This window comes from Romboutsia sp. 1001713B170131_170501_G6 (assembly GCF_015668195.1).
GTDB lineage: Bacteria > Bacillota > Clostridia > Peptostreptococcales > Peptostreptococcaceae > Romboutsia_C.
In genome coordinates this window covers 19,953-36,374 of sequence record NZ_JADPFC010000006.1, presented here as the reverse complement: position 1 = coordinate 36,374, position 16,422 = coordinate 19,953, and the positions used below count along the sequence as shown (strand labels likewise).

Sequence of the window (16,422 nt, the reverse complement as noted above, 5' to 3'; positions counted from 1 at the left end):
GGGATATAATATGTGCGGAATAGTAGGTATATATTCAAATAAAGATATATCTAAAGAATTATATTATTCTTTGTACTCTATGCAACATAGAGGTCAAGAGAGCTGTGGTATAGCAGTAGTTGATAATGAAAAAATAAACTACAAAAAAGATATGGGATTAGTATCAGATGTATTCAAGGAAAAAGATTTAACAGAGTTAAAAGGAAATATGGGAATAGGACATGTAAGATATTCAACTGCTGGTGGAAGTTATATGGCTAATTGTCAGCCATTAGTTGGGAGTTGTAGAAAGAGAAAATTAGCTTTAGCTCATAATGGTAATTTGGTAAATGCAAACTATTTACGAGATATGTTAGAAGAAGATGGATATATGTTTCAAGCTAATTCTGATACAGAGGTAATTTTATATATACTTGCTAGATATTATAAAGGTGATATAGTAGATAGTTTAAAAATAACAATGGATTATATAAAAGGGGCATACTCACTAGTAATAATGGGTGAAGATGAACTTGTAGCAGTTAGAGATCCTCATGGATTTAGACCATTAATATTAGGTAAGAAAGATGAAAAATTTATATTTGCATCTGAGGATTGTGCAATAGATATAATAGGTGGAGAAGTTATAAGGGACGTAGAGCCAGGAGAAATAATAGTTATAAAAAATGGAAAAATGAAGTCTTATTTTTATTCTGAAAATTATAAAACAGTGAAAAGAAGTTGCATATTTGAACATATATATTTTGCTAGAAATGATGCAACTATAGATAATGTAAACGTATATGATTTCAGAATTAAATGTGGAGAAATTTTAGCTAAGGATGATAGCGTTAAAGCTGATATAGTTGTACCAGTTCCAGATTCAGGGTGGGCAGGGGCAATAGGATATTCAAATGCTAGTGGACTACCTGTGAGTGAAGGATTAGTCAAAAATAGATATGTAGGAAGAACATTTATAAAACCTACTCAAGAAGAAAGAGAAATTGGGGTAAAGATAAAGCTTAATCCTTTGGCGAGTGTAGTTAAAGGAAAGTCAGTAATACTTGTAGATGATTCGATAGTCAGAGGAACAACTTCAAGAGCAATAGTAAAATCTCTAAAGGATGCAGGAGCTAGTGAAATTCACCTTAGAATAACATCACCTCCAGTTAAGTATTCTTGCTACTATGGAATAGATACACCAAATCGTTCAAAGTTAATAGCATCACAACATGATATAGAAGGAATTAAAGAATATATAGGGTGTGATTCATTAGAATTCTTAGAAATAGAAGGAATGTTAGAAGCTACTGAACAAAAATCTACATTCTGTAAAGCTTGTTTTGATGGAGATTATCCAGTTAAGAAAATCGATAGGGAGGAATTATGCCATGCTAACATATAAGCAATCTGGGGTAGATATAGATGAGGGAAATAGAGCAGTAGACCTTATAAAAGGAAAGATAAAATCTACCTATGACAGCAATGTAATAGGAGATTTAGGAAACTTTAGTGGATTATATAGTTTAAAAGATTTTACGACTATGAAAGAACCAGTATTACTATCATCTACAGATGGAGTTGGGACGAAGTTAAAATTAGCTCAAATGTTAGATAAACATGATACCGTTGGAATAGATTTAGTTGCCATGTGTGTTAATGATTTAATATGCCAAGGTGCAAAACCATTATTTTTCTTAGATTATATAGCTACTGGAAAGCTAGTTGCAGAGCAAGTAGAACAAATAGTTTCTGGAATAGCAGAAGGATGTAAAATGGCAGGAGCAGCACTTATAGGTGGAGAAACTGCTGAAATGCCAGGTATGTATTCTGATGATGAATATGACTTAGCAGGATTCTCAGTTGGAATAGCTGACAAAGAAAAAATAGTATCTGGTCAAAATGTTAAAAATGGAGATGTGCTTATAGGAATATCATCAAGTGGAGTTCATAGTAATGGATATTCTTTTATAAGAAAGATTTTCTTAGATACATATAATTATAAATTAGAACAGTATATAGAAGAAATAGGGATGACTTTAGGAGAATCACTTTTAACTCCTACTAAAATATATGTAGGATTGGTTTTAGATTTAATAAATAAATTTGAAATAAAGTCTATAGCTCATATAACAGGTGGAGGAGTTATAGAGAACATACCTAGAGTTATACCTAAAGGTTTAGGTATAGATATCAATAAAAGTTCATGGGAAAAACCACCTATATTCAAAATGATAGAAGAATTTAATTCTATAGAAGAAAGAGAACTTCATAAGAGTTTTAACATGGGAATTGGATTAGTATTAGTTGTAGATAGAGAAAGAGCAGAAGAAGTTGTAAATTATATAAATACTAGAGAGCAAGAAATAAATATAGATGAAAAATACAAGGGCTTAATGAAAGATAAAGCATATATAATTGGAAAGGTTGTAGATACGCATGAAGGAGTAAATTTATGCTAAATATTGGAGTTTTAGTATCTGGTGGAGGAACTAACCTACAATCAATTATTGATGAAACTAAGTTGGGAAACATAAAAGGCAACGTTAGTGTTGTAGTATCAAACAAAGAAAATGCCTATGCTCTACAAAGAGCAAAGCATAACAATATAGATGCAATATATGAAACTAATGAAGACAAGATTATAGAAATACTAAAAGCGCATGAAGTTGATTTAGTAGTTTTAGCAGGATACTTAAAGATAATAAGTCCTAAGTTCGTATCAGAATTTAAAAATAAGATTATAAATATACACCCATCATTAATACCTTCATTTTGTGGGGAAGGTTATTATGGAGAAAAAGTACATCAAGCAGTTATAGATTATGGGGTTAAATTTACAGGAGCAACAGTTCATTTTGTAAATGAAGTTGCAGATAATGGACCAATAATAATGCAGAAAATAGTTGAAGTTAAGCAAATTGATGATGTAAAAACATTAGCAAAAAAAGTATTAGAAGTTGAACATGAAATATTAAATGAAAGTATAAGATTGTTCTGTGAAAATAAATTAAGTATTGTGGGTAGGAGAGTGTTTATAAATGAGTAAAAAAGCATTAATAAGTGTGACAGATAAAAGTAGAGTAGTAGAATTTGCTAGAGAGCTAAATAATCTAGGGTATGAAGTTATATCTACAGGTAATACATTTAAAACACTAATAGAAAATGGAGTAAAAGCTATAACTATTGAGGATGTAACAAAGTTTCCTGAAATGTTAGATGGAAGAGTTAAAACACTAAATCCATATATACATGGAGGAATACTTTATAAAAGAGATGAAAAATCTCATGTTGATACAATAAATGAATATAATATAGGCTCAATAGATTTAGTAGTAGTTAATCTATATGATTTTGAAGGAACTCTAAAAGCAGGTAAAAGCCATGAACAGATGATAGAAAATATAGATATTGGTGGGCCATCTATGATACGTTCAGCAGCTAAAAATTATAAAGATGTAACTATATTAGTAGATGTAAATGATTATGACATGATAATAGAAAAATTAAAAAATAATGATTTAAGTTTAGAAGATAGAAAAAGATTAGCGTATAAGGCTTTTTCTACAACAGCTAGATATGATGCACTTATATCAACTTACTTTGCAGAGCAAGTAGGAGATACTTATCCTGAAATATTAAATTTAACATTCCAAAAAGAAGAAGCTTTAAGGTATGGCGAAAATCCACATCAAAATGGTATTTTATATACTCAACCAAATGCTAAAAACTCAATATTAAATTATGAACAATTAAATGGAAAAGAGCTTTCATTTAACAATATAAATGATTTACATGGATGTTTGGAGGTAATGAGAGAGTTTAAAGATAGCAAAGATGTTGTTAGTGTAGCTATTAAACATACTAATCCATGTGGAGTAGGAGTAGGAAAAGATAGTTTAGAGGCTTACAAAAAATGTTATGAGGCTGACAAAGTATCTATATTTGGTGGAATAGTAGGAATAACTTCAACTGTTGATGCAAAAACTGCAAAGATGATGAATGACATATTCTTAGAAATAGTAGTAGCATATGATTACACGAAAGAAGCTCTAGATATATTAAAACAAAAGAAAAACCTTAGAGTTTTAAAGTTAGCTAAAATAGAAAAGAGTTTACAACCATATGATATGAAATATCTTGATGGAAAATTATTAATACAAGATAGAAACAATACTTTAGCTCAAAAGTGTCAAGTGATGACAGAAGCCAGACCAAGTGAAAGTCAATTAAAAGATATGGAATTTGGTATGAAAGTAGTAAAAAATATGAAGTCAAATGCAATAGCTATAGTTAAAGATGGTCAAACTTTAGCTCTAGGATGTGGCCAAACTTCAAGAATATGGGCATTAAAAAATGCTCTAGAAAATAATAAAGATAAAGACTTTAGGGGAGCAATACTTGCATCAGATGCATTCTTCCCGTTTAGCGATTGTGTAGAACTAGCACACGAATATGGAATAGATGCAATAGTTCAGCCAGGTGGTTCTATGAAAGACCAAGAATCTATAGATGCTTGTAATAAAAATCAAATGACTATGGTGTTTACAGGAATAAGACATTTTAAACACTAGGGGGGAAACTATGAAGGTATTAATTGTAGGTGGTGGCGGTAGAGAACACGCTATAGCTTGGAAACTAAGTAAAGAAAAAAATATAGAAAAAATATACTGTGCTCCAGGGAATGCCGGGATTTCAGAAGTAGCAAAGTGTATAGATATAAACGATAGTGATATAGATAAACTTTTAGCATTTGCTAAAGAAAATAAGATAGATTTAACAATGGTAGGACCAGAAGTACCGCTTGTAAAAGGAATTGTAGATGAATTTGAAAAGTGTGGACTTAGAATATTTGGACCTAACAAAGAATGCGCTAGACTCGAAGGAAGTAAGGCTTTTTCTAAAGACTTTATGATAAGATATAATATACCTACTGCAAAGTATAGAGAGTATACAAATATAGAAGACGCTAAAAATGAGATAGACACTTTTGGATATCCAGTAGTAATAAAAGCAGATGGATTAGCGGCTGGTAAAGGTGTTGTTATACCACAAAATAGAGAAGAAGCAATACAAGCTTTACATGAAATGATGAGTCATAAAAAGTTTGGAGAAGCTGGAAATAAAATAGTTGTAGAAGAGTTTTTAAAAGGTATAGAAACATCAATATTAGCTTTTGTAGATAATAACACTATAATTCCTATGGTAAGTGCAAAAGATCACAAAAAAGTATACAACAATGAAGAAGGCCCTAATACTGGTGGAATGGGAACTTTTTCTCCAAGTGAAATATATACAGATAAATTAGCTAAGGAAATAGAAAAGGAAATATTGTTAAAAACTTTAGAAGGGTTTAAAAAGGATAGATTAGATTATAAAGGTATATTATTTATTGGTCTTATGATAACTGAAGAAGGTGCTAAAGTCCTTGAATATAATGTAAGATTTGGAGATCCAGAAACTCAATCAGTATTATTTAGACTAGAAACAGATTTAAATAATATAATTGAAGCAATACTAGACAATAAGTTAAATGAAATAGATATAGTCTATAAAAAAGAAGAGTCTGTTTGTGTGATGCTTACATCTGGAGGATATCCAGATAACTATGAAAAAGGAAAAGTCATAGAAGGTCTTAATAAATTAGATGATGACATAGTAGTGTTTCATAGTGGGACTAAGCTCATAGATGGAAAACTAGTAACTAATGGTGGTAGAGTACTAGGTATAACTTCTAGTGCACCTACTGTAGAAGAGGCAGCAAAAAAAGTTTATGAAAATATTAAAAGAATAAATTTTGAAGGAATGCACTATAGAACAGATATAGGAATAACATTGTGCGAAGAATTAATTTAAATATATTTTAAACTTGTAATAGAATTTTTTCTAGTATGTTATATGTATTAAGTATGGCATACTAGAAATTGCTAAATTTAATTAAAAAAGTAATTCGTTAACAGGTTATTTAAATTTTAAGAAAAAATAAGATTTGAATAATGTGTTAATGAATTACTCAATGGAGTCAAAATTTAATTTTATAAAAGGGAGATAAGATATGTTAAATACTATAAGTTTAGAGTCAAGTGTTAGAAGAATATTTGTAGAAAAAAGACCAGGATTCGATCTTGAAGCTAAAGCTTTAAAAAAGGATTTAATAGAAAGCTTACATATAAAGGGAATAGAAAGTATAAGAATTTTAAATAGATATGATATAGAAGGAATAGATTATGAAGTATATAAAAAAGCATCTCAAACAGTATTCTCAGAGCCAAATTTAGATATTGTTTATCATGAAACATTAGATGTTACAAATAGTGATGAAACAAAGGAAAGAATATTTGCTATAGAATATTTACCAGGGCAGTATGATCAAAGAGGGGATTGGGCAAGTCAATGTATTCAAATAGTCAATCAAGGAATAAGACCAACTATAAATACAGCTAAAGTATATATACTTAGTGGAAATATAAGTGATGAAAATTTTAATAGAATAAAAGAATATTGTATAAATCCTGTAGATAGTAGAGAGGCATCATTAGAAAAGCCAGAATCATTAAAAATAGAAAGTGAAATACCAACAGACGTAGAAGTACTAAATGGATTTATAGAATTAAAAATAGATGGATTAAAAGAGTTTTTAAATAGTAATGGCTTAGCAATGACATTAGGTGATTTAGAACATATACAAAACTATTTTAGAGATACAGAAAAAAGAAATCCAACCATAACAGAAATAAAAGTATTAGATACCTATTGGTCAGACCATTGTAGACATACTACTTTTATGACAGAAATAGAAGATGTAAAAATAGAAGATGGTAAATATACAGATATAGTAAAAGAAGCTTATGATATGTATCTTAATTCAAGAAATAAGGTTTATGTAGATAGACAAAAAGATATATGTCTAATGGATATAGCGACAATAGCCATGAAAGAATTAAGAAAAGATGGGAAGTTAGAAGATTTAGATGTAAGTGAAGAAATAAATGCTTGCAGCATAAATGTAGATGTTGAGATAAATGGGAAAGTCGAGCCATACTTAGTAATGTTTAAAAATGAAACACACAACCATCCAACAGAGATAGAACCTTTTGGAGGCGCAGCTACTTGCCTAGGTGGAGCAATAAGAGACCCATTATCAGGAAGAAGCTATGTATATCAAGCAATGCGTGTTACAGGAAGTGCAGACCCTAGAACAACTTTAGAAAATACACTACCTGGAAAGCTTATGCAAAGAAAAATAACTACGGAAGCAGCTCATGGATACAGTTCTTATGGTAATCAAATAGGATTAACAACAGGTCAAGTTGCTGAAGTTTATGATGAAGATTTTGTTGCTAAAAGAATGGAAATAGGCGCAGTTATAGCAGCAGTTCCAAAGGAAAATGTAATTAGAGAAATTCCTAAAGGTGGAGATATAGTAATACTTCTTGGAGGAAAGACAGGAAGAGATGGATGTGGAGGAGCAACTGGTTCATCTAAAGAGCATAGTGAAAAATCTTTAACTACTTGTAGTGCAGAGGTTCAAAAAGGAGATGCTCCAAACGAAAGAAAGATACAAAGGTTCTTTAGAAATAAAGAAGTTGCTCAAATGATAAAAAGATGTAACGACTTTGGAGCTGGTGGAGTTTGTGTTGCTATAGGAGAGGTTGCAGATAGTATAGATATTAATTTAGATTTAGTTCCTAAAAAATATGATGGACTTGACGGTACTGAAATAGCTATATCAGAGTCTCAAGAACGTATGGCAGTAGTTGTTGAAGCTAAAAATAAAAAAAGATTTATAGAATTAGCAAGAAAAGAAAACTTAGAGGCTACTCATGTAGCTACAGTTACAGACAGTGGATATATGAGAATGTTCTGGAATGACAAAGCGATAGTAAATATAAGTAGAAACTTCCTAGAAACTAATGGGGTTAAACAGACTACAAAAGTACATGTAGACAAAGTGGACGAAGAAAATCCATATTTCAGAAGTATAAAAAATGAAGATATAAGCATAAAAGAAAGATTTATAAATGTATTATCAGATTTAAATGTATGCTCACAAAAAGGACTAGTTGAAAGATTTGATAACACAATAGGTTCAAATACAGTTTTAATGCCATTTGGAGGAAAGCACCAAGCAACACCAGCTCAAGGGATGGTAGCAAAAATACCTGTATTTGGTGGAGAAACTAATACATCAACTATAATGACTTATGGATACAATCCAAAGATAGGAAAATGGAGTCCATTCCATGGTGCATTATATGCAGTAGTAGAATCTGTGTGTAAAGTTGTGGCTATTGGGGGTAACTATAGTTCGATTAGGCTTACTTTACAAGAATATTTCGAAAAACTTGGGGATGACCCAACTAAATGGGGCAAACCATTTGCAGCACTTTTAGGAGCATATTATGCTCAAAATAGACTAGAAATACCTGCAATAGGTGGCAAGGACAGTATGTCTGGAACATTCAAAGATATAGATGTACCACCAACATTAGTATCATTTGCTGTTGATACTGTGGATGCAGAAAAAGTAGTATCTTCAGAGTTTAAGAAAAGTAATTCACAAGTTGTTATGTTATACACAGACAAACTAGATAACGGTGTGATTAACTTTGATTTATTAAAGAAAAACTTAAATAAAGTAACAGAACTTATACACAATAAGCAGGTGTTATCAACATATGCACTAGGATATGGTGGAGTAGGTGAAGCTATAAGTAAGATGGCATTTGGTAATAAGGTAGGATTTAAGTTTGAACAAGGAGTTACTAACCTATTTGAAACGGGATATGGAAATATAGTTCTTGAATTGTCCAAAAATGATTTAAGTATATTAGAAGGATATGACTATATAGTCCTAGGTACAACAATAGAAGAAGAAAAAATATTTATTGAAAATGAAGAAATATGCTTAGATGAATTATATAAAGCTCATTGTGACACCCTAGAGCCTATATTCTCAACAAAGTCATTAAATATAAAAGACAAAGTAGAAACTATAAACTTTATATCTCAAGGTGAAGGTAAAAAATCTTCTATAACAATTGCTAAACCAAGAGTATTTATACCTACATTCCCAGGAACAAACTGTGAATATGATTCAGCTAGAGCATTTGAAAAAGTTGGAGCGAAAGCAAATATAGAAGTATTTAGAAACTTAACATACAATGATATAGAAGAATCTATTGATACAATAGTAAAAGAAATAGGAAAGTCTCAAATAATAATGTTACCTGGAGGCTTTAGTGCAGGTGATGAGCCAGATGGTTCTGGTAAGTTTATAGCAACAGTGTTTAGAAATGAAAAAGTAAAAGAAGCTGTAAATGAATTTTTAACTAAACAAGATGGATTAATGCTAGGAATATGTAATGGATTCCAAGCACTTATAAAACTTGGGTTAGTACCATATGGTGAAATAAGGGATACATTAGTAGATGCACCAACACTTACTTATAATAATATAGGAAGACATCAAGCTAAAGTTGTAAGAACAAGAATAGCATCAAACAAGTCTCCTTGGTTATCAGGAACAGAAGTAGGAGATACTCATAGTATAGCAATATCTCATGGAGAAGGTAAGTTTGTAGCTAGTGAAGAAGTTATGAAAGAACTAATAGCTAATGGACAAATAGCTACTCAGTATGTAGATTTTGACAATAATCCTACTTATGATATAGAGTTTAATCCAAATGGTTCATTCTATGCAGTAGAAGGAATAACTAGTATTGATGGAAGAATACTTGGTAAGATGAGTCACTCTGAAAGAGTTGGCAACCATGTAATGAAAAATATATTAGGAGAAAAAGAACAAAGAATATTTGAAAGTGGAGTAAATTACTTTAAATAAAATATAGAAAATAGACTATCTAAGTTTTTAGATAGTCTATTTTAATTTAAATTTAAAATAATTAAATTATAAAAAATGAAACCATATAGTATAATGAATTGTCTAATTAGTGTAAAGGTAATTACCAAATACTAAAAAGGAGTAAATAAATGCTAAAGGAATTAAAAGTAAAAAGGGCTATAAGGGGAGATGAAAAAGCTTTTATAGAAATAATTGATGACATAAAAGACAATCTATATACAATAGCATATTCATATGTAAAAAATGAACAAGATACTCTAGATATAGTTCAAGAGACAGTATATAAAGCTTATATATCAATAGATACACTTAAGAAGGCTAAATATTTCGATACTTGGATAACAAGAATACTTATAAATATATCTATAAATACAATAAATAAAAATAAAAAAGTTACATACTTAGAAGAACAAAATCAAATTGAAGGGCCTGATAAAGAAATAGATATAGACCAAAAGCTAGATGTAATCAATGTTTTAGATGAGCTTGAAGAAAAACATAAAAAGGTAATAGAGCTTAAATATTTTGATGATTTAACTTTAAATGAAATATCTAATAAGTTGGGTATACCAATAGGAACTACAAAAACTTATTTAAACAGAGGTTTAAAAAGATTGAGATCATTAGTTGGGGAGGAAAATATATAATGAAAAATAATATAAATATACCTAAAGAAAAGTTAAATCAAGCAGTTTCAAGAGGAATAGAAAAAGGTAGACAAGAAAAACCAATGAAAATAAGAAATAGTTCTATGATAATAAAAAGAGTGGCAAGTGTAGTGGTAATTGGTGGGATAAGTTTGGGATTAACTTTCCCAGTAGTAGTACAAGCATTTCCTAATATAGAAAGTGCCATAATAGACTTTGTAGAAAGTGTTTTACCAAAATCATATAGCAATAAATTAAAACATGAAAGTAAAAAAAATAACATAGTAATTTCTGATGGCAAAGCCATTGTAACACTAGAAAATAGTACATTAGATAACTATCAATTTATTGCCAATATGATAATTGAAAGTGATTTTTTTAAGCAATACGAAGAAAGTGACCTAGAACATAACTTATATGCAAATTTAGAAGTTAGTATAGGGGATAATAAAAATATTGTAGGCTGGGGAGCACATATAAGAAAAATAGATGATAATAAGGCTAGCTTAGTAGTAACTGCCGATGTAGGAGATATAAAACTAGAAGATAATGTAGATGTATATATAAAATTACAAGGTTTAGAAATACAGTCAAATGAATGGAAAAGTAATGATATAAAAGAGTTAAAAGGAAATTGGGATTTTTCTTTTAAAACAGATAAGGTAGAATCTATAAAGAGAATTAACATAAAAGATGAAATAGAGTTAGACGGTAAAACTATGACTTTAGAGAGTATAGAAGTAACGCCACTAGCTAGTTATATAAAATTGACAGCAGATGAGAATATATCTGATAAGTGGGTATTTGCTTCATATAAAATAGTAGATAATAATGGTAAAGCATATAGAAATGCTCAGATAGATGGTCATACAGATGAAAAAGCATGGAATTTCACAATAGCAATTTATGATGATTTATCTAATATTGAAAGTTTAAAAATAACTCCTTACACTGATGAACAATCTATACCGAGCAAAATTCATGGTCAAGATATAATCAAGATGACTACTACAATGGATGAAGGTAGTGAAGTAGAAGATATAATAGTTTCTAGACCTGTTGAAAAAAGAGATTTAAATGTGGATGCAAAACCTGCACACAAATATGAAGGAGAAAAAATTAGCTATAATTTAAACATAGATAAAGAAAAAAAATTCTATACTATTGATGAATTGATAGGAAAAAGTATTAATACAGGAGATGGAACAAGCGTCACGATAAAAGATATAACTGTAAATGATAAAAACACAACTATAATGCTAAAAGTGAATGGAGATTACAATGTTTTAAGTCAAGTAGTGTTATTTGATGAAGATATGAGAGATATTTATAGTGGAATATATGTAACACATAAGGGAAAATGGCCATCGAATAGCCATTGGAATAATGCAAAAGATACACATTATGCAAGTGGACTAGCTACATTTATAATTGATAAAATAGACGTTAATAAAAAATATAAATTAGCAGTACCTATTCAAAAAGAAATTAATTTAAACTCCGGTCATACTATGAATATTAATTTAAAATAATAGATTACAAGAGAAAGTGTAAAGTAAAATATGCTTTCTCTTTTTTACGCTTAAGGAAATTATGATACTTAAAAAACTATGGGTAACTATTGCAGTTAAGAAATACCAATCAGTTTGTATAGCGTAAAAAAGATATTTTAACCAATGGACGAAGTCGTTGGCGATATGAAGTGTAGCGCCCACGCAGTGGCTTAAGCGAAGCGAATTTTTTATTGATTATAAAAGGAATGAGTTAATAAATAGTTTATATTAAAAGTATAAAATTAATACTGTCACGAATAGTATGAAAATATTAATTAAAAAATAAAAAATTTTGCAACTATATAAACACCTCATTCATCTAATATATGTGATCATGATTACGGGGGAGGGTAAAATGATTGAAAATATAGCTATGAAAAAGATTAAATTTTTTAATAAAAAACAAAGAGAATATAATGAGTACAAACTAATAGAACAAGCTCAAAGTGGTTGTGATGAGTCTTTTGAAAAAATAATAAATATGTACAAAGAATATCTTTATAAAACAGCATTTTTGTATACTAAAAATGAGCATGATGCATTAGATATTTATCAAGAAACTGTATATAAAGCATATATAAATATTTCCAAACTTAGGAATCAAAATCTATTTAAGACTTGGATAACTAAAATACTTATAAACAATGTAAATATGAAAAATAGGCATTATAGTAAATTTCAAGATGAGGAAGTTGAAGACTACATAGGGGAAATATCTTATTCGAGCATAGAAGAAAATATAGATTTATATGATGCAATAGATTCATTAGATGAAAAATATAAAACACCTATAATACTTCAATACTTTCAAGATTTAACAACATCTCAGATTGCAGAAGTTATGGAGTGTAATGAAAATACAGTAAAATCATACATAAGAAGAGGTAAAAAGAAGTTATACGATATATTGAAGGAGGAAAATAATGAGTAAATTTGATGATATAAAAATTCCAAGCAATATAGATGAAGTAACTAAAAATGCAATTAAGAGAGGTATTGATTATAATAAAAGAAGAAAATATAAAGAACTAGGAATAGCATCAATTACAATACTTGCTATAGGAACTGGAATAATTGGAGTGGGCATAATGAATCCTTCTATAGCTGATTCTATACCTATAATAAAAAACATATTAAATTATTTCTATGATAATAAAGAGTCTTTATATGAGTCAGATAAAAAAGATTTAGAAAAAACAGGAGTAGATTTAAATTTAACTGTAGAAGATAAAGGAATAGAGTTTACAATAAACAGTATATCGGTAGATGATAATTATATTACTATCTTCCATACAGTAAAAACTGATAAGAATATAAAAGAAATAGACAAATCGTATAAAGAAGCATATTTTGCAAATCCTATAGAAAAGCTATATATAGACGGTAAAGATGTAATAGAAGGAGAAATAATAGAGCAAGAAGCTACATATGTATCTGACAATGAATTAAAAGGTATGAGAAAAATAGATGTAAGCAATATTGAGATACCTAATAATACTGAGATTGAGCTACGAATTGATGAAATATTTGGAACTAAAGGGAATTGGAGTATATTTACTAAGGTAGATAAATCTAGAGCTATTGAAGAAACATATAATTATGATATAAATAAAGACTTTATAGTAAATAGTACTTATGACTATGACGGGAAAAAAGTAGACGTAAACCATAATATAAATATAGAAAAAGTAATAATATCTCCACTTGCAAATAAAATAGTTATAAATGAAAAGAGCACTAAAACTTTTGATGATTGGAGTCCTATGTTAGGAAATTCATTTGCGTTATTTGATCAAGATGGAAAATCATTGGATGTAGTAGATAAAGGAGGTAGTGGACCGAACCCAGAAACTGGGATAGCAACTAACTCATATGAATTTTTAAAGGCAGATAAAAATACAAAATCATTGACATTAGTTCCTATATCATATGATGAAACAATAGAAAATTACGATTTAGAACCACAAAGTATAGATAAATTACCAATAGTATTTGAAACTAGTGAACATGGAAAACTAATTGTAGAAGATATCCAGATTACAGATAAAGAAATAAGATATACTTACTATAAAGATGGTGTAGAACCACGTTATGCTCAATTGTGGTTCTTTGATAAAGATGGAAAAGAATTAAATATAAGTAGCACTATAAAAGAATCAATAGATAGAAGAACAGGTAGATACACAACAATACTGGACCTTGAAGGACACGATAATAATTTAGATGATATAAGAAATATAAGCAAAGTATCTACTTTTACACAAAATTCTATGAGACTATTATATGATAAGCAAATAAAAATAGATTTAGAAAAAGATAATAATAAATAGAAATATAAAGGCTACTTTATAAAAATGAGTAGCTTTTATTTTTCTATGTAAGATTAACTAAATAATTTAAACTCCAGCTATTATATTAATATCTAAACAAAGTAGAAGAATGGCAGAGATGAAATCTCAATTTGCAGGAATGAACTTTGGTATGGATTTTGAAGAAGAGAAAACATTAGTTATAAACAACAATAGTTCTATAATCAAAAATCTTATTACATTAAAAGATAATGAAAGTAAGAAAGAACAAGTAGAGTTAATTTGTAATCAGATAGTAGATATAGCATTATTGTCTAATAAAGAATTAAGTCCAAGTGAATTAGATGAACTTATAAAAAGAAATAATAAATTAATGGAACAATTTAATATCTATATAGAATATAAAAAAATCGTAGAGAACATAAAAATCTCTATGATTTTTTTATTTTAAATTTGTAAAACTATATATAAATACCATGTTAATATTGGTAAAAAATAAAATTATTACAGTTTAAAAACATTCTATCAATCTGTATAATAAGGTGCTATAATATGCAAAGGAAACTGAAAATTAAATAATGTTCAAGCTAGAGAAATAGACTATAAATAGCCTTATCTGTAGCTATTTATGGTGAAATTAAAGGGGGATAAAAATAAGGAGATGAAAATAGAACAAGTTCTAAACGTACCAATACATAAAGTATGGGCAAAGTTTGTAATTGCATCAGTTATTGGTGTTGTACTAAATACTATTTATACTATGGTAGATGGTATATTTGTAGGTCAGGGAGTGGGAGAGGTAGGTCTTGCAAGCGTTAATATAGTTTGGCCAGCTGTAACTGTTATAGTTGGAACAGGCCTTATGATAGGGATTGGGTCAAGTAGCATAATTGCCATACATATTGGAAAACAAGATAAAGAAAGTGCTCAAAAGTGTTTAGGAACATCTGTAACATCTATAGTACTAATAGGCGCAATAATTATGATTTTAGGGTTTATGTTTAGAGAGCCTATACTTAAGATGTTAGGGGCAGAAAAAGATACTATAGAAAATGCAAGAGAATATTATAGTGTAATTTACTTAATAACCATACCATATTTGTTTTCAACAGCACTAAATCCAATAGTAAGAGCAGATGGTAGACCACAGTTATCAATGATGATGATAGGAATAGGTGCTATTTGTAATATCATATTAGACTGGGTGCTTGTTATGAAACTTGGATATGGGGTTAAGGGTGCTGCTATGGCAACTAGTGCTAGTATATTTATATCAACAGTTGTATCACTATACTACTTTGTAAAAGGAAACGCTAATATAAAGATTAAGAAAGAGTATTTAAAAATAGATGTAAGTATATTAAAAGAAATACTTAAAATAGGATTTGTAAGTTTTGCAATACAGTTATCATACGGAATAATATTATTTGTTCAAAATAAAACAATGTACTTATATGGAACTACGGTAGATGTTGCTATATATACAGTTGCAACTTATATTAATTGTTTCTTAGTTAATACTTGCATGGGTATATCTCAAGGACTACAACCTCTTATAGGATATCATTATGGAGCGAACAAAATAAAGAGAATGAGACAATTATTATATATAACTATTGGTATATGTGCAATAGGTGGAACATTAGTATACATAGGAATTAATTCATTTGGAAGAGAACTTATACAAATCTTTGGAATAAGTAGTGAAAATATAGAATTTGCATATAACGAAATATTAATATATTGTTTAGGAAGCCCTGTCATAGGTGTCATATTTGCAATGAGTGGATATTATCAAGCCATAGGAAAAAATATATATGCTAACATATTGTCAGTAGGAAGGGGATTTTTGTTTCAGTTTGTATTAACAATGATTTTACCTCCAATAATAGGTGTTAGAGGAGTTTTCTTATCACTACCTTTAGCTGAACTAATTACGTTAACTATACTATGTATGATTTTAACAATTGAGAAATATAAAAAGCACAAGTCATCTAATGATCAAAATTCTAGTTTAGAACAAATAATGTAATTGTAGTAAATATAATTGAATATATAAAAGAATATTG

At 29.1% G+C, this 16,422-nt stretch carries 12 protein-coding genes; all 12 read left to right on the top strand.

What is annotated here, in order from left to right:
• Positions 1 to 10 precede the first annotated feature (10 nt).
• A complete protein-coding gene (gene purF, locus I4U89_RS12395) occupies positions 11 to 1,384 on the top strand; it encodes an amidophosphoribosyltransferase (RefSeq protein WP_195940663.1) in 1,374 nt (457 codons plus the stop codon).
• Positions 1,371 to 2,441 (top strand): phosphoribosylformylglycinamidine cyclo-ligase, encoded by a 1,071-nt coding sequence (purM, locus tag I4U89_RS12390; protein ID WP_195940662.1) that lies wholly within the window; start codon positions 1,371 to 1,373, stop codon positions 2,439 to 2,441. Before purF ends, purM begins: the two co-directional genes overlap by 14 nt.
• Complete coding sequence (gene purN, locus I4U89_RS12385) at positions 2,435 to 3,028, top strand: phosphoribosylglycinamide formyltransferase (RefSeq protein WP_195940661.1); 594 nt, start codon at positions 2,435 to 2,437, stop codon at positions 3,026 to 3,028. Before purM ends, purN begins: the two co-directional genes overlap by 7 nt.
• On the top strand, positions 3,021 to 4,553 hold the full coding sequence (purH, locus tag I4U89_RS12380) for a bifunctional phosphoribosylaminoimidazolecarboxamide formyltransferase/IMP cyclohydrolase (protein ID WP_195940660.1): 1,533 nt from the start codon (positions 3,021 to 3,023) through the stop codon (positions 4,551 to 4,553). Before purN ends, purH begins: the two co-directional genes overlap by 8 nt.
• Before the next feature lie 10 nt (positions 4,554 to 4,563).
• Positions 4,564 to 5,835, top strand: a complete 1,272-nt coding sequence (gene purD, locus I4U89_RS12375; RefSeq protein WP_195940659.1) for a phosphoribosylamine--glycine ligase — start codon at positions 4,564 to 4,566, stop codon at positions 5,833 to 5,835.
• Between the two features lie 199 nt (positions 5,836 to 6,034).
• Positions 6,035 to 9,823, top strand: coding sequence for a phosphoribosylformylglycinamidine synthase (locus tag I4U89_RS12370; protein ID WP_195940658.1), 3,789 nt, complete (start codon positions 6,035 to 6,037; stop codon positions 9,821 to 9,823).
• Between the two features lie 149 nt (positions 9,824 to 9,972).
• Positions 9,973 to 10,491: a sigma-70 family RNA polymerase sigma factor gene (locus I4U89_RS12365; RefSeq protein WP_195940657.1), complete on the top strand. Its 519-nt coding sequence runs from the start codon at positions 9,973 to 9,975 to the stop codon at positions 10,489 to 10,491.
• Complete coding sequence (locus I4U89_RS12360; protein ID WP_195940656.1) at positions 10,491 to 12,023, top strand: DUF5643 domain-containing protein; 1,533 nt, start codon at positions 10,491 to 10,493, stop codon at positions 12,021 to 12,023. The genes I4U89_RS12365 and I4U89_RS12360 overlap by 1 nt, the downstream gene beginning before the upstream one ends.
• 376 nt (positions 12,024 to 12,399) lie before the next feature.
• Positions 12,400 to 12,975 (top strand): sigma-70 family RNA polymerase sigma factor, encoded by a 576-nt coding sequence (locus I4U89_RS12355; RefSeq protein ID WP_243279213.1) that lies wholly within the window; start codon positions 12,400 to 12,402, stop codon positions 12,973 to 12,975.
• Entirely contained in the window at positions 12,968 to 14,374 is a 1,407-nt protein-coding gene (locus I4U89_RS12350) for a DUF4179 domain-containing protein (RefSeq protein WP_195940655.1), read from the top strand. Before I4U89_RS12355 ends, I4U89_RS12350 begins: the two co-directional genes overlap by 8 nt.
• 109 nt (positions 14,375 to 14,483) lie before the next feature.
• Positions 14,484 to 14,804 (top strand): hypothetical protein, encoded by a 321-nt coding sequence (locus I4U89_RS12345; protein WP_195940654.1) that lies wholly within the window; start codon positions 14,484 to 14,486, stop codon positions 14,802 to 14,804.
• Positions 14,805 to 15,014: 210 nt separating this feature from the next.
• The gene (locus tag I4U89_RS12340; RefSeq protein ID WP_195940653.1) at positions 15,015 to 16,385 is read left to right on the top strand and encodes an MATE family efflux transporter; all 1,371 of its coding nucleotides are present in this window, start codon (positions 15,015 to 15,017) and stop codon (positions 16,383 to 16,385) included.
• Positions 16,386 to 16,422 lie beyond the last annotated feature (37 nt).